19 protein-coding genes, 3 tRNA genes and 2 pseudogenes are annotated in these 20,109 nt (G+C 61.6%); 6 read left to right on the top strand and 18 right to left on the bottom strand.

Annotation, left to right across the window (positions count from 1 at the left end):
* Positions 1-11: 11 nt before the first annotated feature.
* On the top strand, positions 12-404 hold the full coding sequence (locus F0A16_RS18235) for a Na+/H+ antiporter subunit G (RefSeq protein WP_187776072.1): 393 nt from the start codon (positions 12-14) through the stop codon (positions 402-404).
* Positions 405-434: 30 nt separating this feature from the next.
* On the opposite strand, the gene hemH is transcribed toward F0A16_RS18235, so the two are convergent.
* Positions 435-1,418 (bottom strand): ferrochelatase, encoded by a 984-nt coding sequence (gene hemH, locus F0A16_RS18230; RefSeq protein ID WP_149436877.1) that lies wholly within the window; start codon positions 1,416-1,418, stop codon positions 435-437.
* A gap of 222 nt (positions 1,419-1,640) precedes the next feature.
* Between hemH and F0A16_RS18225 the strand changes: the two are divergent.
* Positions 1,641-1,877 (top strand): annotated as a pseudogene (locus F0A16_RS18225) (cryptochrome/photolyase family protein); the annotation flags it as partial.
* 39 nt (positions 1,878-1,916) lie between these two features.
* Here F0A16_RS18225 and F0A16_RS18220 read toward each other — a convergent pair.
* From F0A16_RS18220 to rnr, 11 genes and pseudogenes are all read right to left on the bottom strand, one after another.
* A pseudogene (locus F0A16_RS18220) lies at positions 1,917-2,102 on the bottom strand (transposase); the annotation flags it as partial.
* 269 nt (positions 2,103-2,371) lie between these two features.
* Positions 2,372-2,674 carry a DUF6482 family protein gene (locus tag F0A16_RS18215; RefSeq protein WP_149436875.1) on the bottom strand — a complete coding sequence of 101 codons (303 nt, stop codon included), beginning with the start codon at positions 2,672-2,674 and terminating at the stop codon, positions 2,372-2,374.
* Between the two features lie 183 nt (positions 2,675-2,857).
* On the bottom strand, positions 2,858-4,630 hold the full coding sequence (locus tag F0A16_RS18210; protein ID WP_149436913.1) for a bifunctional diguanylate cyclase/phosphodiesterase: 1,773 nt from the start codon (positions 4,628-4,630) through the stop codon (positions 2,858-2,860).
* A gap of 73 nt (positions 4,631-4,703) precedes the next feature.
* A complete protein-coding gene (locus F0A16_RS18205; RefSeq protein ID WP_149436873.1) occupies positions 4,704-4,997 on the bottom strand; it encodes a hypothetical protein in 294 nt (97 codons plus the stop codon).
* A 63-nt stretch (positions 4,998-5,060) separates the two neighbouring features.
* Positions 5,061-6,446: a replicative DNA helicase gene (dnaB, locus tag F0A16_RS18200; protein WP_110716027.1), complete on the bottom strand. Its 1,386-nt coding sequence runs from the start codon at positions 6,444-6,446 to the stop codon at positions 5,061-5,063.
* A gap of 169 nt (positions 6,447-6,615) precedes the next feature.
* Positions 6,616-7,062, bottom strand: coding sequence for a 50S ribosomal protein L9 (gene rplI / locus F0A16_RS18195; RefSeq protein WP_149436871.1), 447 nt, complete (start codon positions 7,060-7,062; stop codon positions 6,616-6,618).
* 16 nt (positions 7,063-7,078) lie between these two features.
* Positions 7,079-7,930, bottom strand: a complete 852-nt coding sequence (locus tag F0A16_RS18190) for a hypothetical protein (protein ID WP_149436869.1) — start codon at positions 7,928-7,930, stop codon at positions 7,079-7,081.
* A 45-nt stretch (positions 7,931-7,975) separates the two neighbouring features.
* Positions 7,976-8,203 carry a 30S ribosomal protein S18 gene (gene rpsR / locus F0A16_RS18185; protein WP_035472385.1) on the bottom strand — a complete coding sequence of 76 codons (228 nt, stop codon included), beginning with the start codon at positions 8,201-8,203 and terminating at the stop codon, positions 7,976-7,978.
* Between the two features lie 26 nt (positions 8,204-8,229).
* Complete coding sequence (rpsF, locus tag F0A16_RS18180) at positions 8,230-8,649, bottom strand: 30S ribosomal protein S6 (protein ID WP_110602534.1); 420 nt, start codon at positions 8,647-8,649, stop codon at positions 8,230-8,232.
* Positions 8,650-8,882: 233 nt separating this feature from the next.
* Positions 8,883-9,698 carry a 23S rRNA (guanosine(2251)-2'-O)-methyltransferase RlmB gene (gene rlmB / locus F0A16_RS18175; protein WP_149436867.1) on the bottom strand — a complete coding sequence of 272 codons (816 nt, stop codon included), beginning with the start codon at positions 9,696-9,698 and terminating at the stop codon, positions 8,883-8,885.
* A gap of 40 nt (positions 9,699-9,738) precedes the next feature.
* The gene (gene rnr, locus F0A16_RS18170) at positions 9,739-12,174 is read right to left on the bottom strand and encodes a ribonuclease R (RefSeq protein WP_149436865.1); all 2,436 of its coding nucleotides are present in this window, start codon (positions 12,172-12,174) and stop codon (positions 9,739-9,741) included.
* Between the two features lie 270 nt (positions 12,175-12,444).
* Between rnr and F0A16_RS18165 the strand changes: the two genes are divergently transcribed.
* From F0A16_RS18165 to F0A16_RS18155, 3 genes are all read left to right on the top strand, one after another.
* A tRNA-Leu gene (locus F0A16_RS18165) sits at positions 12,445-12,531 on the top strand.
* 43 nt (positions 12,532-12,574) lie between these two features.
* Positions 12,575-12,661: transfer RNA gene (locus F0A16_RS18160), tRNA-Leu, on the top strand.
* Positions 12,662-12,708: 47 nt separating this feature from the next.
* Positions 12,709-12,795, top strand: a tRNA-Leu gene (locus tag F0A16_RS18155).
* Positions 12,796-12,882: 87 nt separating this feature from the next.
* Here the strand turns inward: F0A16_RS18155 and F0A16_RS18150 are convergent.
* The 3 genes from F0A16_RS18150 to F0A16_RS18140 all read right to left on the bottom strand — a co-directional run bounded on the left by F0A16_RS18150 (position 12,883) and on the right by F0A16_RS18140 (position 14,562).
* Entirely contained in the window at positions 12,883-13,737 is an 855-nt protein-coding gene (locus tag F0A16_RS18150; RefSeq protein WP_239023881.1) for a DNA/RNA non-specific endonuclease, read from the bottom strand.
* 6 nt (positions 13,738-13,743) lie between these two features.
* Positions 13,744-14,019 carry an Lrp/AsnC family transcriptional regulator gene (locus F0A16_RS18145; RefSeq protein ID WP_110602523.1) on the bottom strand — a complete coding sequence of 92 codons (276 nt, stop codon included), beginning with the start codon at positions 14,017-14,019 and terminating at the stop codon, positions 13,744-13,746.
* A 66-nt stretch (positions 14,020-14,085) separates the two neighbouring features.
* On the bottom strand, positions 14,086-14,562 hold the full coding sequence (locus F0A16_RS18140; protein ID WP_149436863.1) for a methylated-DNA--[protein]-cysteine S-methyltransferase: 477 nt from the start codon (positions 14,560-14,562) through the stop codon (positions 14,086-14,088).
* 146 nt (positions 14,563-14,708) lie between these two features.
* On the opposite strand from F0A16_RS18140, the gene F0A16_RS18135 reads away from it, so the two are divergent.
* The gene (locus tag F0A16_RS18135; protein WP_239023880.1) at positions 14,709-15,065 is read left to right on the top strand and encodes a high-potential iron-sulfur protein; all 357 of its coding nucleotides are present in this window, start codon (positions 14,709-14,711) and stop codon (positions 15,063-15,065) included.
* Between the two features lie 31 nt (positions 15,066-15,096).
* Here F0A16_RS18135 and F0A16_RS18130 read toward each other — a convergent pair whose 3' ends face one another.
* The 3 genes from F0A16_RS18130 to F0A16_RS18120 form a co-directional block, all read right to left on the bottom strand.
* Positions 15,097-16,653, bottom strand: coding sequence for a SpoVR family protein (locus tag F0A16_RS18130; protein WP_149436862.1), 1,557 nt, complete (start codon positions 16,651-16,653; stop codon positions 15,097-15,099).
* 44 nt (positions 16,654-16,697) lie between these two features.
* Positions 16,698-17,978, bottom strand: a complete 1,281-nt coding sequence (locus F0A16_RS18125) for a YeaH/YhbH family protein (protein WP_149436860.1) — start codon at positions 17,976-17,978, stop codon at positions 16,698-16,700.
* 111 nt (positions 17,979-18,089) lie between these two features.
* Positions 18,090-20,012, bottom strand: a complete 1,923-nt coding sequence (locus tag F0A16_RS18120; protein ID WP_149436858.1) for a PrkA family serine protein kinase — start codon at positions 20,010-20,012, stop codon at positions 18,090-18,092.
* Between the last annotated feature and the right edge of the window lie 97 nt (positions 20,013-20,109).

Genomic DNA, 20,109 nt, shown 5'->3' with positions numbered 1-20,109 from the left:
GAGGCGTGACAATGCTGGATACGATTATCGAAGGCGCGATCGCCTTCATGCTCATTGCCGGTGGCGCGTTTGCCTTCATCGGCTCGCTGGGTCTGACGCATCTCAAGGACTTCTACATGCGTCTTCACGGCCCTTCCAAGACAACGACGCTGGGCGTCGGCTGCACCCTGATCGGCTCGCTGATCTACTTCAGCCGGGAAGACGGTCCGATCATCCAGGAACTGCTGATCACCATTTTCGCCTTCATCACCGCACCGGTATCGGCCCACATGCTGGCCAAAAGCGCGCTGCACCACAAACTGAAGCCCGATCCCCGCACTCGCGGCAATCCGGTCGAGCTGGAGAGCGAAAAGCCCAAACACACCGTCGAGGAAGCCCCCCAGGGCGACTCGCCTTTGCCTTAAGGGCGCCTTGGCGAACTGCCGTCGCCGACGTCACCAGCCGGCGGCGTGCTGCTCGACCAGATGGGTCAGCAGGGTAACGTGCTCCGGACGTTCATTGAGCGCCGGGATGTAACGATAGCGCCCGCCCCCGGCCTGCTGGAAGTAGTGGCGATTTTCGGCGTCGATCTCTTCCAGGGTCTCCAGACAGTCCGCCGCAAAGGCTGGGCTGATGACGTCGACGCACTCGATCTTGTCCGCGCCCCAGGCCTTGAGAGTCTCGTCGGTGTAGGGCTTGAGCCACTCCTCACGTCCGAATCGCGACTGATAACTCTGGAACCACTCCCCTTCGCCGAGCCCCAGCTCCTCGGCCAATAGCCGGCTGGTCGTCTCGCAGTGCCTGGCATAGGGGTCGCCGTTGTCGACGTAGCGCTTGGGAATACCGTGATAGGACATCAGCAGCCGGCCGCGGTCGCCATTGGCCTCCCAGTGCTGGCGAACGCTGGCTGCCAGCGCCGCGATATAGTCCGGGTGGTCGTGGTAATCGCGTACGAAGCGCAGCTCCGGCAGATGCGGACAAGGTTCCAGCGCCCTGGCCAGGCGCTGGAATACCGCGCCGGTCGTGGTACGCGAAAATTGGGGATAAAGCGGCACCACCAGGATGCGCTCGACGCCGGCTTCGCGCAGCTTGAGCCCGGCCTCCTCCATACTCGGCTTGCCGTAGGTCATCGCCAGCTCCACCGGGATAGCTTCGCCAGTACTGGCTGCCAAGGACTCCCTCAACGCGCTCTGCTGGCGCCGGCCGATCGCCAGCAGCGGTGACCCCTCCTCCTGCCAGACCGACGCATAGGCCTTGGCGACCTTCGGCGGACGAATGCGCAGAATGACACCGTGCAGAATCGGCCACCACAGCCAGCGTGGCGCATCGATGACCCGGGGATCGCCGAGGAACTCCCCGAGATACTCCCTCACGGCCTTGGCCGTGGGCGCCTCGGGCGTTCCCAGATTGACCAGCAGCACTCCATAACGGGCCGCCATAGCACCACTCCTTTCCCTGGCATCTTTTGACCGAATTCTACCATTAGCGCTTGTGCTCACCCGATCATCTTATACGATCAAGGCAATACGTATAAGTTATGAATAACTTCATGTCGCGTCCGTTGATCCTGATTCTGGTGATCAATTGAGTGACTCACCACCGCCCCTTCCAACGCTGTCGTCGCTCTCTGCGAGGTAAGGGCAGAAGGAGACTATGTTCCTCACTATACCCAGAAGATCGTGCTGATATTGTCGGCGATGCGCCACTTCGCCGATACCCTGCGCGACAAAGGGTATCAGGTTCACTACAGCCGGCTCGACGACGATGACAACCGCCAGGATCTGCTACTGGAAGCCGAGCGACTCGCCGACGCCTACGGCTGCGACGAAACCCGGGTGACGCACCCCGGCGAATGGCGACTGCTGGAGCGTATCCAGCGTCGGGGGACCCGCGGGCGACTCTACGACGATACCCGGTTCTATTGCTCCATCGCCGAGTTCAGCGAGTGGCTTCTTCAGCTTGGCATTCTCGTCCTCGCGCGTTTTCAACCGTTTGGCTTCCGACACGGTCATGTCGCCGAACTTGGCTTTCCAGTTGTAGAAGGGGCCCTCCGACATGCCGTGCTTGCGGCACAGGTCAGCACACTTCGCCCCCGCTTCATGCTCGGCCAGGATGCCGATGATCTGCTCTTCGGTGAATCTCGCTCATTTCATGGTCCGTCCTCAATTAGGTCGGACTCTAGTCGACGTTGGCGGAAACATCCCGTGGCAGGTCACCTGACAAGCCGGCATCGGCGTAAACGAGGGAAGAGAGAAGAGAGAAGAGAGAAGAGAGAAGAGAAACAGCATTCCCTCCAGAGCATGGCAAGTCACTGCGGGACTCGCCGGAGGGAAATCAGGTTGGTGAATGGAAAATTCGTCGGCTTGGCGTCATCGATACCGTCGGCCCGGGATCAGAAGACCAGCGGCATCCGCGACAGCAGCGGATCATGATAATGTGGCTCGTGTCCGACGATCTCGTCGTTGGCAACCTGCTGGACCAGATAGGCGCGGTGGATACCGGCCTGTTTCAGTTCGCCATAGACATCGTCGAGGGAGCGAAACAGCATCGGTTTGCCGCGCCGGGTCAAGGCCTGCGTGGCACCGTCTTCCGGTTCCAGCATGACCTGATAGTAGCGGCTGCCGGCATGGGCAATGACGCGGATCTCGAAGTTCTCATGATGTCGTTGATATTGCTCTAGCTCCTTAAGTTCCATGGTTCCCTCCTGTGGGTCGTGTATGGAATCGTGTTCTGGATCGGGAGACACTCCTTGCCATCCCGTCGCGACACCCTGACAGTCGGTTGTGACAAAGCTGTGACCAGGGCTTGTTCACACTATACGCCGCGAGCCGCGTGGATAGTGTGAACAAGCCCTAAGACGCCAAGGCGCGCTGATCGTTCACTCCCCGACAGTTGCCGAACGGCGGTCTAGCCTCACCACGATTCGGCCGTTGCCGGCGCGCTTGGCTGCCGGCTTGAAGCGACTCCAGAGATCGCCAAAGCTCTCGACCCTGGCCTCGGCACCGACGCGAAGCGCGATGATCGACAGGCGGACCAGCGGAAAAAAACGCCATTGATCGTAGCGATCCTTGGCATGAAAGCCACCTGCCGCTCTGGCATCGGCGGGAACCAGCGCATGGCTCTCGATGATGAAGCGGCGTTGTATACCGGCCAACCGACGGTGGAGATTCTTCCCGTCATTCAGCAGCAGTATGAAATCGTCGCCGCCGAGGTGGCCCAGAAAGTCCTCCCGCCCCAGCTCGCTGCTCACCAGCTTCGCCAGCGCAAGGATCATTCGATCCCCCAGGGCGTACCCGAACCGGTCATTGAAGGGCTTGAAATTGTCGAGATCCAGATAGCAGGCGACGAAGCCCCGCGCCTGACGCTGATAGTGCTCCAATGCCACCCTGATGGGGCGGTTGCCAGGCAACTGGGTCAACGGATTGGCTTGTCGCGCTAGCTGAACCTGCTGCTCGGTGAACAGTTGCAGCAGGTTGATGACGTGTCCCATACCCAGGTAGCGGCCACCGTCGGTGATGATGAAATCCTCGTCGCGGGAGGACTCCTCGCGCCCCGTGACCTTGCGCGAGACCCGCTCCAGCGGCTCGTGGGCCTCCACACAGAGTGCCCGGGTTCGCATTACCTTGGCAATGGGCTGACGACCGTGAAGATCGAACCCGAAGCGTTTGCCGAGCAGCGCCATGAGCTGCTGACGCCCCAGGATACCGATCGGCCGGCTCCTGCCATCGACGACCGCCAGCGCGTTGGCGTGCGGCAGACGGCTGAAGCGCTCGGATGCCTCCGCCACACAGAGATCGGCATCCAGCGCAGGCAGAGGTACGCTGAGGCGCTGGATCTCTGTCGCGGTGGCCGCCGGACGACGATTGGCAGCCAGTGAAGCGAGCCGAGCTTCGAGCAGCTCGCGTATCCGATGGGGAGCTGCATCGGGGCGCGCGAACAACCACCCCTGGCAATAATCCGCGCCCAGTTCGAGAAGCGTATCCAGCTCCCCCTCTCGCTCCACACCCTCCGCGATGACACGGCTATCCATGCTGTGCGCGATATCGATGATGGAGCGGACGAAGCGGCGCTTGATGGGATTTTCGTCAAGGCGACTGACGAAGTGGCGATCCAGCTTGACGTAGTCGGGATTGAGCTGGGACCAGAGTCGCAAGCCGGCATAACCGTCTCCCAGATCGTCCAGAGCGATGGAAAACCCCATCGACTGATAATAGCGGGCAGCCTCGGCCATCAGGTCGGGGTCGATCCCCGGCGACTGCTCGGTGATCTCGATGACGATGCGGGCGGGCGAGAGACTGTGCTGCTGAAGCAGAGCCAGCGTCTTGCCGCCGAGATGCTCGGGATCGATCAGGACTTCCGGACTGGCGTTGAGGAACAGAAGCTCGCCGAGGCCGGTAGCCACCCAGCTTTCGATCGCTCGTTCTCGACACCCGCGTTCCAGCGCAGCAAGTAGACCGCATTCGCGGGCCGCCCGAAACATCGGAATCGGATCCGCATAGGGCGAATTCCGCGGACCGCGAGACAAGGCCTCGTACGCCAGAATATGGCCGGTCGCGACGGAAACAATCGGTTGAAAATGTACGCTCAGATCGCGATGGGCGACAATCTCCTCGAGGGAGGAGTTACCGATGGGAGCGGGAGGCGGGTTCATGAATGCCATGAAACAGAAGCATCATGACACAATGATGGCACACAAAATTACAATGACATCAAAATGGCAACGACTATCGATAATCGGAAGGATCGATCGCCTTACCCAAAGAATTGCGATCAATCCACCTGCCCGCCTTGGCTTCCTTGTAGCGAAATACCACGCGATCACCGATGGCAACCGGCAATTCGGCATCTTCCGTCTGGTAACTGTAGAGTTCGCCATCGACCGTCAGCCAGTGACGGTAGAGATCGGGCATGCCCAGCCACTCCTTGAAAGGCCCCTCCCGCTCGAGCTTTTCCAGTTGGCCTCGTACCTCGATCTTGGGGACCCGCTGACGACGCCCCCGCTGAAAACCGCCTGCCATGATTCGACTCCTTGATATCTTTCCCAAACACCGGCGATGCCGGCTTCTTCACTGTCTGTCGGCTTACTCGTAGTGCTGACCGTAGCTGTCCGGCGCCAGATCCTCGAAGCGCGTGTACTTGCCGATGAAGGCCATATGGACGGTGCCGATAGGGCCGTTACGCTGCTTGCCGATGATCAGTTCGGCCAACCCCTTGTTGTCGGGATTGTCGGAGTTGTAGACCTCGTCGCGATAGACGAAAGCGATAACATCGGCGTCCTGCTCGATGGCGCCGGATTCACGCAAGTCCGACATGACGGGGCGCTTGTTGGGTCGCTGCTCCAGCGAGCGGTTGAGCTGGGACAGCGAAACCACCGGGCAGTTGAACTCCTTGGCCACGCCCTTCAGCGAGCGAGATATCTCCGAAATCTCGGCGGTACGGTTCTCGGACAGCCCCGGCACCTGCATCAGCTGTAGATAGTCGATCATCACCAGGCCGACATTGCCGTGCTCGCGGGCGATGCGGCGCACCCGCGACCGCAGTTCATTGGGCGACAGCGCCGGCGTATCGTCGATAAACAGCTGCCGATCCTTGAGCAGGTTGACCGCCGAGGTCAATCGCGGCCAATCCTCGTCCTCGAGCTGGCCGGTACGCACCCGCGTCTGATCGATCCGCCCCAGCGAAGAGAGCATACGCAGCATCAGCGATTCCGCGGGCATCTCCATCGAGAACACGATGACCGGCTTGTCGTTGGAAACCACCGCGTGCTCGACCAGATTCATGGCGAACGTGGTCTTGCCCATGGAGGGGCGGCCCGCGATGATCACCAGGTCCGAAGGTTGCAGGCCCGAGGTCATGTCGTCGAGATCGCGAAAACCGGTCGAGATCCCGGTCATCTGCCCCTTCATGTTGAACAGCTCATCGATCCGATCGACCGCCTTGGTCAGCAGATCGCTCATGCCGATGGGCCCACCGAACTTGGGCCGCGACTCGCTGATCTGGAACACCAGGCGCTCGGCCTCGTTGACCAACTCGTCCGGCGGCCGCCCTTCCGGTGAGTAGGCGCTGTCGGCGATCTGACGCGAGGCCTGGATCAGTTTTCGCAGCGTCGCCCGCTCGCGAACGATATCGGCGTAGGCGCGAATGTTGCTGGCCGACGGCGTGTTGCGTGCCAACTCCGCCAGATAAGCGAGCCCTCCCACGCTCTCGAGCTGATCGCGACGCTCCAGGGCTTCCGACAGCGTGACGACATCGAGTGGATGCGCACTCTCGGCCAGTTCCGCCATCGCATTGAATGCCAGGCGATGCTCGTGACGATAGAAGTCGTCCGCGACCAGGCGCTCCGACACCGTATCCCAGCTGCTGTTGTCGAGCATCAGCCCGCCCAACACCGACTGCTCCGCCTCTAGCGAGTGCGGCGGCATCTTCAGTTGTGCGGTTTCGTGATCATTGTCGACGCGTTGATTCATGCTTGGCGTTCATCCCGTGTCGCGCGCAGAACACGCTGCAAATGTCTGGCGCTCATTCTACCCAGTCGACAGCCGCCATCGCCACGTCTCCCGGCCATGAAAAAGGCACGCAGGGGGTGGACCCTGCGTGCCTTCGGCCAGACGTCTCGGCGACGACGATGGTCGAGATTTACTCGGCCACCACCACCACACGGACGCTGGAAGTGACTTCGGCATGCAACTGCAGCGCGATGTCGTACTCGCCGGTCTGGCGAAGCGGGCCTTCCGGCATGCGCACTTCGCTCTTGGCGACTTCGATGCCGGCCTGGGCCATGGCTTCGGCCAGATCACGCGGGCCGATGGAACCGAACAGCTTGCCTTCCTCGCCCGCTTTCGCGACCAGAGACAGTTCGATTTCGGCGAGCTGTGCCGCGCGGGTCTCGGCCTGGGCCTTGCGCTCTGCAGCCAGGGCTTCGAGCTCGGCACGCTGCGCTTCGAACGCTTCGACGTTGTCTTTGGTTGCCGGCACGGCCAAGCCGTAGGGAACCAGGTAATTACGGCCATATCCGGGCTTGACGGTGACCTTGTCACCCAGGTCGCCCAGCTTGCCGATGTTATCGAGCAGAATGACTTCCATTCTCGTGAACCTCTCGTCAATCACTGCGTGTCAGACGACCGCGAAAATCCGCGAAGGTATCTACCAACGCCAACAGCAGTACAATCAGAATCGTGGGCCAGGTGGTCAACAGCAAGGCATAAAAGCCTACCAGCCAGAACCCGCTCATTCCCTTCAAACCAATAAACCCATGGACCAGTGCCACGCCGGCGACCAGCAATGGAACCCAGGCCAGCAGACTGGCGGCGGGAACGGCCAGTACCAGGCCCAGCGCCATCAACCCGACCAGTAGCAGGAGCTGCTTGCGCGATAGCTTCAGTGAATGAAACTCCTCGCGAAACCCGCCGGGGTTGTAAAGCCCCGCCTGCCAACTGCGAGCCAGCGCCAGGCAAGCGATCCCGGCAAGCAACACGACCAGGCCGGTTGCCCCACCGATCACCAGAGTCGCCATCAACTCGGTATCGACGCCCTGCGCCGATAACTGATCGAGCATGCTGGCAACCTCCGACGAGCTCCGCCGCAGTTCCGCCAGCAGTGGCGCGGTCCCTCCGGCCGGCACGAAGATGCCAAGCTGCACCAGCGCCATGCAAACCACGCTGCCGACGATGAGCGCTTCGGACCAGCGCATGCGTGAACGCAGCACCGTCGCCATCAACGTCACCAGCAGGATGCTGGCCAGCGGGACCGAGTCGCCCTGCATCCACCACCAGCCGGCGGGAAGGGCTGCGGCCAGCAGCACCGGCGCCGCCGTGGTCATGCCCCGGCGCAGGGTAACCAGCCCGGCGACTGCGGCACTGAACCAGAACAGCCACGGCACCAACGCTGTCAGTGCGGCCGCCGCTATCGCTTGTGGCGTACCGCGCATGATCCAACGTGCCAGTGCCAGCATGATGCCTCGCTATGGATTACCGATCGTGGACTACCGGATCAGGGTTTACTGGTGGCTGTCGGAGTACGGCAGCAGCGCCAGGTAACGCGCCCGCTTGATCGCGGTAGACAGTTGACGCTGGTAGCGCGCCTGAGTACCGGTAATACGGCTCGGGACGATCTTGCCAGTTTCAGTGACGTAGGCTTTCAGCGTATCGATGTCTTTGTAATCGATGTACTTCACGCCTTCGGCGGTGAAGCGGCAGAATTTACGGCGACGGAAAAAACGTGCCATGAGAGTCTCTCCTTAGCGAAATCGAATCAGTTGGTTTCGGCGGTGGTTTCGGAACGCTCGGGGCGCTCCGAACGCTCACGATCGCCACGCTCGGAGGGCTTGTCGTCACGGCGACGGCTCTTCTCTTCAGCCGGCTTCATCATCGGCGAGGCTTCGGTAACGGCCTCTTTGTTGCGCACGATCATGCTGCGGATGATGGCATCGTTGAAGCGGAAGATGTTCTCGATCTCGTCGAGGGTCTCGCCGCTGCATTCGATGTTCATCAGCACGTAGTGTGCCTTGTGGATCTTGTTGATCGGGTAGGCCAGGTGGCGACGGCCCCAATCCTCGAGACGATGCACGGTACCGCCGTTCTCGGTCACGAGGCTGGTATAGCGCTCGACCATGGCCGGAACCTGCTCGCTCTGGTCCGGGTGGACCATAAACACGATTTCATAATGACGCATGTTAGCTCCTTGCGGTTTGGCAGCTTCCGCGCGGCGACACTCCTGAAGAGATGACCACCACGAGAAGCAAGGAGTCGATACCGGGTGAACGGCACAGTGCTCCGTTCACGACCCCGGATATTCAGACCAATTGGCGATTCGCCCGGACGAGCCCGAGCGGGAGTCGCGTTCCATGAGCATAGCCTGCCCACAGAACCGCGCAATTGTAGAGACCAAGCCCTATCAGTGCAAGTTCAACCGCCAACGCGCCCTGCCCGCTGGCGTACCGCCTCGAACAGACAGATGCCGGTGGCGACCGAGACATTGAGACTGGAGACGCCGCCCTGCATCGGCAGCTTGACCAGCCCATCACAGGCCTCGCGAGTCAGGCGGCGCATCCCCTTGCCCTCGGCGCCCATCACCAGGGCACAGGGCACGGTGAAATCGGCGTCGTAGAGGAGCGAATCCGCTTCACCGGCGGTACCGGTGATCCAGACGCCCTGCTGCTTGAGCTTCTCCATGCAGCGGGCGAGATTGGTGACCTGGAACACCGGCACCAACTCCGCCGCCCCGCAGGCCACTTTGCGCACCGTCGCATTGAGCGGCGCCGACTTGTCCTTGGGCACGATCACGCCATTGACCCCGGCAGCGTCGGCGCTGCGCAGGCAGGCGCCCAGGTTGTGGGGGTCGGTGACGCCGTCCAGAATCAGCAGCAGTGGCGGCGGGCCGGCCTGCCACTGCTCGAGCCGCCACCACAGGGTCGTTTCGCTCTCGGCGATCAGCGGCTCGCAAAAACCGATCACGCCCTGATGGGACGCTTGATGGGAGACCCCGTCGAGCACCTCGCGCGCCATTCGCCTCAGTTCGCAACCCGTCGCGTGGGCCTGTTGCAGCAGAGCCTCCAGGCGCTGCTCGGCATGGCCTTGCTGAACCCACAGCACTTTCGGCGGCTGTCCGCGTTCGAACAGCGCACGAACGGCGTGGACGCCGTAGACGGGCTCCAGCCCGTCCGGCATGCGAGGCAGATCGCGCGGTTTCGCGGGGGCACGACGATTCGCGGGACGACTCATCTCGGGTGGCCCCTGCTGGACGGCTGGCCGACGGCCGCCGTCATCGCTTGCCACCGCGTTGACGCGGGCCGCGGGAACGACGCTTGCCGCCCTCGTCGTTGCCCCCCGCTGCCCCCTGGCGCTCACGCTTGCCGGGGCGACTCTTGCGTGACGAGGCCTTCTTGGCGGGCGCGTCAGCAGTGGGAGCATCGCCGCCGGGCTTTTGGCCACGCGGCGTGCGACGGTGGCGCGGCGCCGCATCGGCGAGATCGAAATCGATCTTGCGGTCGTCGAGATCGACCCGGGCGATACGCACGGTGACGCCATCTCCCAGGCGGTAGGCGACACCGCTGCGCTCGCCCTTGAGGCGGTGTTTTTCCGCTTCGTAGTGATAGTAGTCGGACGGCAGCGATGTCACGTGCACCAGCCCCTCGACGTAGACGTCGTCGAGGCGCACAAAGATCCCGAACTGCGTGACCGAGGCGATGGTGCCTTCGTAGACTTCGCCGACCTTGTCGGAGAGGAACTCGCACTTCAGCCAATCGGTAACGTCACGTGTGGCGTCGTCGGCGCGACGCTCGGTCATCGAGCAGTGCTCGCCCAGCTCGACCATCTGTTCGAAGGTATACGGGCACCAGATCGAGGGTTTCTCGACCGGCGCCCCCTCCGCACGCTGCACGGTCTGGGTCTGACGCGGGCCGCGAATGACCGACCGGATCGCGCGATGCACCAGCAGGTCGGGATAGCGGCGGATCGGCGACGTGAAATGCGCGTACGCCTGGTAAGCGAGACCGAAGTGTCCATCGTTCTGCGGCGAGTAGACCGCCTGGCTCATCGAGCGCAGCATGACGGTCTGGATGATATCGAAGTCCGGGCGCCCCTGAATCACCTCCCGCAACGCCTGGTAGTCCTTCGGCGACGGTTCGTCACCGCCTCCGAGCGTCAGCCCCAGCTCACCCAGGAATACACGCAGATTTTCCAGCCGCTCGGGTGCCGGTGACTGGTGGACGCGATAGAGCGCGGGCAGATCGTGCTTGTCGAGGAAGCGCGCCGTGGCGACGTTGGCCGCCAGCATGCACTCCTCGATCAACTTGTGGGCGTCGTTGCGCGTGCGCGGCACGATCTTCTCGATCTTGCGCTCGTCGTTGAAGACGATCTGCGTCTCGGTGGTCTCGAAATCGATGGCGCCACGCACTTCACGTGCCTGGCGCAGCACCTTGTAGAGCGCGTGCAGATTCTCCAGCGATGGCACCAGCTCGCGGTAACGCTCGCGAAGTGCTGCCCCTTCGTCGCTGTCCGGCGCCTCCAGCATCGCGCCTACCTGGTTGTAGGTCAGCCGAGCATGGGACTGAATCACCGCCTCGTAGAACTTGTAGCGACTGATGGTGCCGTTCTGGGAGATGTTCATCTCGCAGACCATGGTCAGGCGGTCGACGTGCGGGTTGAGGGAGCAGAGCCCGTTGGAGAGCAGCTCCGGCAGCATCGGCACGACCTGCCCGGGGAAGTAGACGGAATTGCCGCGGATGTAGGCCTCGTTGTCGAGTGCACTACCGCCGCGAACGTAGTGGGAGACGTCGGCGATCGCCACGACCAGCTTCCAGCTCCCGGACTTGGTCTTCCAGGCGCAGACGGCGTCGTCGAAATCCTTGGCATCCTCGCCGTCGATGGTCACCAGCGGCATCTCGCGGAGATCGATTCGCGCCGCCTTGTCCTCCTCCTTCACCTCGGCGGACATGCCTGCGATCTGCTCGTCCACTTCCGGCGGGAACTCCGCAGGAATATCGTGGGAGCGAATTGCGATGTCGATCTCGAGCCCGGGATCCATCCGCTCCCCCAGAATCTCCACCACTTCACCCACCGGCTGCTTGCGGGTCTCCGGCTGCTGGGTGATGTGGACGGAAACGATCTGGCCGTCTTTCGCGCCACCGCTGACGCTATGGGGAATGATCACTTCCTGGCTGATCCGCGAGTTCTCGGGGATCAGCACCGCGAATTCGGAACTGTTCTGACGAAACACGCCAACCAGCGTCTGGGTGTTGCGGGCCAGCACCTCGGCGATGGTGCCCTCGGCGCGACCTCGACGATCCTTGCCGCTGACGCGGGCCAGCACCACGTCGCCATCGAACACGCGGCGCATCTGGCGCGGCGGCAGCACCAGGTCGGGCTTGACGCCATCGTGACGAATCAGGAAGCCCATGCCGTCACGGTGCCCCTGAACGCGCCCCTTGATCAGATCGAGCTTGTCGATCAGTGCATAGGCACCTCTGCGATCCTTGAGGATCTGGCCGTCACGCTCCATCGCCGCCAGCCGGCGGCGCACGGCTTCCAGTTGGTTGTCATCCTCGAGCCCCAGCATGGCGCTCATATCTTCGTGAGTGATCGGCTTGCCGTAGCTCTCCAGCCGCGCCAGCAGATACTCGCGACTGGGTACGGGATTGTCATATTTTTCCGTTTCACGAGCCGCGTGCGGATCGTCATCCAACGTCCAATGAGTCATGCAACCATCGTCCTTGCGTTGAGCCTGCTGGGCTTGGGCTGTAGAGAGAATTCACGCGGCGGGCGGCCTGAGCCGTTCAATCTTTTTGGATTCATTCACCAAGTATAGCGGTCACGCTTGCCCGACCCAACCATGTGCTGCCAAACAGCCTCGATTGCTGTCGGTGAACGGGTAGCGAAACAGGGCCGACATGCGGTTCGAAGCACCCGCAAACCTTGCCACGGAGCGCTTGCATTCGGATGCAAAATCGGTATTATGCATCGCGCCTTGGCCCAGATGGCGGAATTGGTAGACGCGCTAGCTTCAGGTGCTAGTGTCCTTACGGACGTGGAGGTTCAAGTCCTCTTCTGGGCACCATCGCTTGCGGCGATGGACGTTTCGAACGCACAAGGCCGGATAAGCCCGGATGGCGGAATTGGTAGACGCGCTAGCTTCAGGTGCTAGTGTCCTTATGGACGTGGAGGTTCAAGTCCTCTTCCGGGCACCATTCCAGAGGAGTTTTCCAGACTCCTGGCAGCACCCGATACATGACACGCCCAGGTGGCGGAATTGGTAGACGCGCTAGCTTCAGGTGCTAGTATCCTTACGGATGTGGAGGTTCAAGTCCTCTCCTGGGCACCACGTGTCATGCTCGTTTTTCTCTTGCTGCTTCTCTCGCAATACTCCCCGCAAGACACTTTTTCACCGTAAGCCAGTACGGCATCGCCATCATCGATAGCGGCCGGGCCGCGTCGACACCGCCTCGAGACCCCAGCCGTCTCTATCTACCCGCCCTTCCAACTGACGCTCGACGGGGTCGGCCAATTGAGGGAAGAAGTCCAGGCCGGTACGCGCCTCGATCTCATCGATCGTGACCAGAAAACGGGCAAGAGGCTCGTTGCCGTTGACGTCCTGCGGCATCAGAAACGCCAGCGCACGAGGCGTCGTGCCTGGGGCGATAAGTATCTTGTAGAATCCCGCGGGGATTTGAGAAAACCCGATCCGATGCAGCAGCTGGTCGTCGTAGATCGGCCCCGTGACGACCCAGACGCGACCGAATCTGGGTACGAAATCGTCGATGACCGCTTCCTCCAGGCGCTGCCATAACTGCCGATTGAGCCTAGGCCGCTGCGGCGTGATGTTGGTCATCAGGAAACTGGCCATCTGCGCCCCCCGCCCATGGGCGACCGACATGGCGTAGTTGGGCGCCATATGTCCCCGGTCATAGCCACTGCCGGTATAGTCGTTGCTGCTGATGGGCCACAGACTGCGCCAGTCGGACTCGAAACGGTCAGGCCGCGGAAGGCTGTGTGGATCATCGACCCGATCCAGCACATAGCCGACCCACAGCGGTCCGCCCCGCACGTCCGACCATCCCAACAGGAAACCGTCATTGCGCAGCACGCGGTTCCAGCCCCGCCAGTCGTTCCACTGCCACTCGGGTACGCCCATCCAGCTCAACTGGTCGCGAACATCCCCTTCCTGCCAGTACCACAGCCCGCTGATGACGACGACGAAAATCAGGCCGATTCGGGAGGAGCGGGCCAGCTGCCCCAGCAGCCCCCGCTTTCGACGACGCGCCACCCCGACTTACAGGCCGACGGAGAACATGGCGTCGAGATCGTGGCGCGAGTGCACCTGCATGGCATTGAGCGTTTCGGTGTCACGGATGCCCTCGACGCTCATCAGCCGTTCGGTCACCAGCGAGGCCAAGGATTCGAAATCCCGTGTCCGGGCGATGGCGATGAGGTCGTAGCGGCCGCAGGTCGAATAGACCTCGCTGATTCCCTCCAGATCGGCCAGGCGCTCGGCGACACCCCGTATCCGGCCCTTTTCGACATTGATCAGAATGACGGCGTTCTGCATTTCCCTCTCCCACCGGCGTTCGGCCTTTCGCGAGGCCCGAAGAATGAATGATCCGGCGCGAGTATATCAGCTCCCGGACCAACCGCCTTCCAGCGTCAGCAGCGCGCGCTTCAGCGTCTCACCACCGCTGTAGCCCCCCATTCCTCTGGCGGCGACGACCCGGTGACAGGGAATGAACAACGGCAGCGGATTGGCCCCCACCGCACCGCCGATGGCCTGAGCCGCGCCATCCTTGCCCAGACGATGCGCCATCTCGCCATAGGTGCTGGTCTTGCCGTAGGGGATGCGCAACAGGCCCTGCCAGACCTGGAGCTGGAAATCGCTCCCCTCGGGCGCCAGAGTGACATTGAAACTCCGACGCCTCCCTGCCAGGTAAGCTTCGAGCTCGGCCCGCGCCTGAGCAAAGAAGCCGGCGTCCTCCTGCCAGGTCGACGCCGGCGCCCCGGAACGAGAACTCCGGGGGAGGCGCAATTCGCGCAAGCCCTGCTCGTCTCCCACCAGCATCATCTCTCCATGATCGGTCAAAAACTGGACATAGCGCATAGTCGACCCTTGGTGGCACCATGAATGGCGATGTCACCCGGCAGCAGATGGCTGCTGCGGATGTCTTGTGACAATGTCACGACACATCGCATACTTCCAGTCATACAGAAGAGGCAGGCGGCAAGACAACGAACCGGAGACTGGTCATGCATGAATCGGCGGGAAAGATGGCGAAAGAGGCCGGCGGGCCGCCGAACGACGAGGGGCGCCGGCGCTTTCTTCGTCACGGCATGTGCGCCTCCGGCCTGCTGCTGTTCGGATGGCAGGGGCTGCCCGCCATGGCGCAGGACAAGCCGATGCTGGACCCGAATGCCTACCAAGCCAAGGCGCTCGATTATGTCGAGGACGCCTCGAACGCACAGGGCAATCCCGCCTACCAGGCGGGTCGTCGTTGCGGCAACTGCGACTTCTTCACCGCGTCGAGTCAAGCATGCGGCCTGTTTCCCGACCACCGGGTCGCCAAGAGCGGCTGGTGTAGCGGCTGGACGGCCAGCACGCCCTGAAACCGCCCCCTCCCCTCCTTGGACGCAGAGGTCATGCCGACTCGTGAGTCGGCTCCGGAATCGGCCACTGATAGCGACGCACGACTTCCCCTCCCTCCATGGATTCAAGCTTGACAGGAAATCCCCACAGTTGATGCAGATGGCGCATGACCGGGAACAAGCTCTGTGCCAAGGGTCGACGGCGATCCTGCACATGGTGCAGTGTTAACGAACGATCACCGCGGATATCGGCTTCCCAGACCTGGATATTGGGCTCTCGGGCCGACAACGCGTACTGCACACTCAGCGCCTCGCGGATGCGTCGGTAACCTCGATCGTCGTGAATCGCCTCGATCTGAAGACTGTCGTCGCGATCGTCATCGATCAGACTGAACAACTTGAGATCGCGGATCACCTTGGGCGACAGGAACTGCTGGATAAACGACTCGTCCTTGAAGTTGTGCATCGCGAAATGCAACGTCTCCAGCCAGTCGCTACCGGCGATATCCGGGAACCACTCGCGATCCTCGTCGGTGGGTGCCTGACAGATGCGCTGGATGTCGCTGAACATCGCAAACCCCAGTGCATAGGGATTGATGCCGTTGAAATAGGGGCTGTCGAAACCCGGTTGGCTGACCACGGAAGTGTGGGACTGCAGAAACTCCAGCATGATGCCTTCGTCGATCAGCCCGTCGTCGTACAAGCGATTCATCAGCGTATAGTGCCAGAACGTCGCCCAGCCTTCGTTCATGACCTGAGTCTGGCGCTGCGGATAGAAATACTGAGCCAGCTTGCGCACGATACGCACGATTTCGCGCTGCCATGGCTCCAGCAACGGCGCATTTTTTTCCAGAAAATAGAGCAGATTTTCCTGGGGCTCGCTGGGGTAGCGGTCATGCCTGTGCAGTCCCAGGGGATCGTTCTCGAGGTCGTTTGACGGCTGCTGAACCAAGCCACTGGCCGGGGCCGGGATCGTGCTCCAGAGGCGGTTGACCTGGGTCTGAAGATAGGCCTCGCGCTCATCCTGACGCCGCACCTCCTCCTCGGCGGAGATCGGCGACGGACGCTTGTAGCGGTCGACGCCATAATTCTGCAGTGCGTGACAGGCGTCGAGAAGCTGCTCGACCGCCTCGACACCATGCCGCTCTTCGCACTTGGCGACATACTTGCGGGCGAAGACGAGATAATCGACGATCGCCGAAGCGTCCGTCCAGGTGCGGAACAGGTAGTTGCCCTTGAAGAACGAGTTGTGGCCATAACAGGCGTGCGCAATGACCAGCACCTGCATCATCAGCGAGTTCTCCTCCATCAGATAGGCGATGCAGGGGTCGGAGTTGATCACCAGTTCGTAGGCCAACCCCATCTGTCCCCGACGATAGGCCTGCTCCACCGACAGAAACTGCTTGCCGAACGACCAGTGGTGATAGCCGATCGGCATGCCCACGCTGGCGTAGGCATCCATCATCTGTTCGGAAGTGATGATCTCGATCTGATTGGGATAGGTATCCAGCCGATACTCCCGGGCCAGTTCTCCAATGGCGCGTTCGTAGACCTCCAGCGCCTCGAAGTTCCAGTCCGATCCGGTGGCAATGGGCTTGCGTCGCGTCATCGCTCTCTATCTCCTCGCTGCGTTACGTCGCCAGGCCTTTCCGATCACCCCTTCGCTCGCTGGCGGAAAAGCTCACGGAAAACCGGATAGATATCTTCCGCCTGGACGATCTGCTGCATGGCGAAACGCTCGGGGTAGGCCGCCCTGACCGTTTCATAGGCTTCCCACAGCGCCTGGTGTGCGTGAGGCGTGATCTCCACGTAAGTGAAGTACTGCAACTTGCGCATCAGAGACTCGTCGAGCAACTCGAGACAGGTGGACGAATCATCGTCCCAGTTGTCTCCATCGCTGGCCTGCGCCACGTAAAGATTCCACTGCTCCGGCGAGTAGCGCGCCTCGATGATGCTGTCGACCAACGTCAACGCACTGGAAACGATGGTGCCGCCGGTTTCCCGGGAATAGAAGAACTCCTCCTCGTCCACCTCCTTGGCCACGGTGTGGTGGCGCACGAAAACCAGTTCGACCTTCTCGTAATTGCGCTCGAGGAACAGATAGAGCAGCAGGAAGAATCGCTTGCCGATGTCCTTGTGCGCCTGGGTCATCGAACCGGAAACGTCCATGATGCAGAACATCACCGCCTGATTCGACGGCATTGGTTGATGCGTGAGGTGGTTGTAGCGTAGATCGTAGGTGTCCAGGAACGGGATCGACCCGATCCGCTTTTCCAGGCGCACGATCTCGGATTTCAATTCATCGATACGCGCCGGGTTACGCAGTACAGGATCCTTGCGCTCTTCGGCTTCGAGCGCCTCCTGCGCCTCGCGCAGGGCGCGTTTCAGCGGCGCGCGCATGCCGATACGCCGGGCCTGGGCTTCGCGCATCGAACGGACGATATTGATGCGCGCCGGCACGCCTTCCTTGGAAATACCCGCCCGCACCGGGCGAGTCTCTTCCAACACCTGCAATTGCTTGCGCTCGAGATGTGGCAGCTCCAGACCATCGAAGACGAAATCGAGAAACTCTTCCCGAGACAGCGAGAACGCGAACTCATCCATGCCCTCGCCTTGATTTCCCGCCTGCCCATCGCCGCTACCCTGCCCACCGCCACCGCCGGGTCGCCGCAACCGGTCCCCCTCGGCAAACTCCCTGTTGCCCGGACTCACGACCGTTCGCCGACCACCCGGGCCATGCTGAAACGAAGGTTCGGAGATATCCTTGGCAGGGATGGAGACTTTCTCGCCGCGCTCCATATCGGTGATCGAGCGCCGGTTCACCGACTCTTCCACGGCACGCTTGATGTGGGAGCGATAGCGCTGCAGGAATCGCTGACGATTCACGGCACTTTTGTGGCGCGCGTTGGGGCGTCGATCGATGAAGTAGCTCATGGCACCTCCCGCAGGCTGACTGCGACAGCGACCGCCCGGCAATGTGGCCCCTGCCTCAAGGCGCGGAGTTCGATTCGCGACCCCGCTCCGCTGACATCGACTTAAGATCGTTCAGTGCGACTTGCGCACCCGCAAATACCATTCCGACAGCAGCCGCACTTGCTTCTCGGTGTAACCGCGCTGCACCATGCGATCGACGAAATCCTCATGCTTGCGCTGATCGGACGCCGACGCCTTGGCGTTGAACGAGATCACCGGCAGCAGCTCCTCGGTGTTGGCGAACATCTTGTGCTCGATCACCCCGCGGAGTTTTTCGTACGACTGCCAGCTGGGGTTCATGCCATTGTTGTGCGCCCGCGCCCGCAGCACGAAGTTGACCACCTCATGACGGAAATCCTTGGGATTCGAGATGCCGGCCGGCTTCTCGATCTTCTCGAGATCCTCGTTGAGCGACTGCCGGTCGAACAGCTCGCCGGTCTCCGGGTCGCGGTACTCCTGGTCCTGGATCCAGAAATCGGCATAGGTGACATAGCGGTCGAAGATGTTCTGGCCATATTCGGTGTAGGACTCGAGATAGGCGGTCTGGATCTCCTTGCCGATGAAGTCGACGTAGCGCGGCGCCAGGTACTCCTTGATGAAACGCAGGTAGCGCTCGTGGGTCTCCTTCGGCAACTGCTCGCGCTCCAGCGCCTGCTCCAGCACGTAGAGCAGATGCACCGGATTGGCAGCGATCTCGTGAGCGTCGAAGTTGAACACCTTGGAGAGGATCTTGAACGCGAACCGTGTGGAGAGCCCGTTCATCCCTTCGTCAACGCCGGCGGCATCACGATACTCTTGAATCGACTTGGCCTTGGGATCGGTATCCTTCAGGTTCTCGCCGTCATAGACGCGCATCTTGGAATAGATGCTGGAATTCTCCGGCTCCTTGAGTCGCGAAAGCACCGAGAACTGCGCCAGCATGCGCAACGTATCCGGCGCGCAAGGCGCCTCGTCGAGCGAGGAGTGCTCGAGCAGCTTCTGGTAGATTTTGATCTCTTCGGAAACACGCAGGCAGTAAGGTACCTTGACGATATAGACACGGTCGAGGAACGCCTCGTTGTTACGGTTGTTGCGAAACTGCTGCCACTCGCTCTCGTTGGAGTGGGCCATGATGATACCGCCGAAAGGGATCGCGCCCATGCCCTCGGTGGGGTTGTAGTTGCCTTCCTGGGTAGCCGTCAGCAGCGGATGCAGCACCTTGATCGGCGCCTTGAACATCTCGACGAACTCCATCAGCCCCTGGTTGGCCTTGCACAGGCCACCGGAGAAGCTGTAGGCGTCCGGATCGTCCTGGGAATAGAGCTCCAGTTGGCGGATATCGACCTTGCCCACCAGCGACGAGATGTCCTGATTGTTCTCGTCCCCGGGCTCGGTCTTGGAGACCGCGATCTGGTTGAGGCGCGAGGGATGCAGGCGCACCACCCGGAACTGCGACAGGTCACCACCATACTCCTTGAGTCGCTTAGCCGCCCAGGGCGACATCGGGCCGCGTAGATGGCGCTGCGGGATGTTGTACTCCTTCTCGAGCAGTTCGCCATCCTCTTCCGGGGAGAACAGCCCCAACGGTGATTCGTAGACTGGCGAATCCTTGATCGCATAGAACGGGACGCGCTCCATCAGCAGCTTCAGGCGTTCGGCAAGCGACGACTTGCCACCACCGACCGGCCCCAGCAGATAGAGGATCTGCTTGCGCTCCTCGAGCCCCTGGGCGGCGTGACGAAAGTAGGCGACGATCTGCTCGATCGACTCTTCCATGCCGTAGAACTCGGCAAAGGCGGGATAGCGACGAATGACCTTGTTGGAAAAGATACGCGACAGGCGAGAGTCCTTGGCCGTATCGATCGTTTCGGGCTCCCCGATGGCGTCCAGCATCCGCTCGGCAGCGTTGGCGTAGACACGGGGATCCTTCCGGCACAGCTCTAGATATTCCTGCAGGCTCATCTCTTCCTGTTGAACCTGCTCGTAACGGCTCTGCACGTGATCGAAGATGCTCATGGAAGCCTCCTGGTCGTGACCCCCAACCGCTCAGGGCGAACGCCCTGCCAGCCGGGCTAGCTGACTATCAGCATAGACAGATGCACGAAGCGTCGGG

The organism is Salinicola corii (assembly GCF_008298015.1).
Classification (GTDB): domain Bacteria; phylum Pseudomonadota; class Gammaproteobacteria; order Pseudomonadales; family Halomonadaceae; genus Salinicola; species Salinicola corii.
The sequence above is the reverse complement of the archived record's forward strand: the minus strand, read 5'-3'. Positions and strand labels throughout refer to the sequence as shown.

Coding starts and splice junctions, on each gene's coding strand:
- F0A16_RS18235 (WP_187776072.1), top strand. CDS start 12: ATGCTGGATACGATTATCGAAGGCGCGATCGCCTTCATGCTCATTGCC.
- hemH (WP_149436877.1), bottom strand. CDS start 1,418: ATGGCGGCCCGTTATGGAGTGCTGCTGGTCAATCTGGGAACGCCCGAG.
- F0A16_RS18215 (WP_149436875.1), bottom strand. CDS start 2,674: ATGGAACTTAAGGAGCTAGAGCAATATCAACGACATCATGAGAACTTC.
- F0A16_RS18210 (WP_149436913.1), bottom strand. CDS start 4,630: ATGAACCCGCCTCCCGCTCCCATCGGTAACTCCTCCCTCGAGGAGATT.
- F0A16_RS18205 (WP_149436873.1), bottom strand. CDS start 4,997: ATGGCAGGCGGTTTTCAGCGGGGGCGTCGTCAGCGGGTCCCCAAGATC.
- dnaB (WP_110716027.1), bottom strand. CDS start 6,446: ATGAATCAACGCGTCGACAATGATCACGAAACCGCACAACTGAAGATG.
- rplI (WP_149436871.1), bottom strand. CDS start 7,062: ATGGAAGTCATTCTGCTCGATAACATCGGCAAGCTGGGCGACCTGGGT.
- F0A16_RS18190 (WP_149436869.1), bottom strand. CDS start 7,930: ATGCTGGCACTGGCACGTTGGATCATGCGCGGTACGCCACAAGCGATA.
- rpsR (WP_035472385.1), bottom strand. CDS start 8,203: ATGGCACGTTTTTTCCGTCGCCGTAAATTCTGCCGCTTCACCGCCGAA.
- rpsF (WP_110602534.1), bottom strand. CDS start 8,649: ATGCGTCATTATGAAATCGTGTTTATGGTCCACCCGGACCAGAGCGAG.
- rlmB (WP_149436867.1), bottom strand. CDS start 9,698: ATGAGTCGTCCCGCGAATCGTCGTGCCCCCGCGAAACCGCGCGATCTG.
- rnr (WP_149436865.1), bottom strand. CDS start 12,174: ATGACTCATTGGACGTTGGATGACGATCCGCACGCGGCTCGTGAAACG.
- F0A16_RS18145 (WP_110602523.1), bottom strand. CDS start 14,019: ATGCAGAACGCCGTCATTCTGATCAATGTCGAAAAGGGCCGGATACGG.
- F0A16_RS18140 (WP_149436863.1), bottom strand. CDS start 14,562: ATGCGCTATGTCCAGTTTTTGACCGATCATGGAGAGATGATGCTGGTG.
- F0A16_RS18135 (WP_239023880.1), top strand. CDS start 14,709: ATGCATGAATCGGCGGGAAAGATGGCGAAAGAGGCCGGCGGGCCGCCG.
- F0A16_RS18130 (WP_149436862.1), bottom strand. CDS start 16,653: ATGACGCGACGCAAGCCCATTGCCACCGGATCGGACTGGAACTTCGAG.
- F0A16_RS18125 (WP_149436860.1), bottom strand. CDS start 17,978: ATGAGCTACTTCATCGATCGACGCCCCAACGCGCGCCACAAAAGTGCC.
- F0A16_RS18120 (WP_149436858.1), bottom strand. CDS start 20,012: ATGAGCATCTTCGATCACGTGCAGAGCCGTTACGAGCAGGTTCAACAG.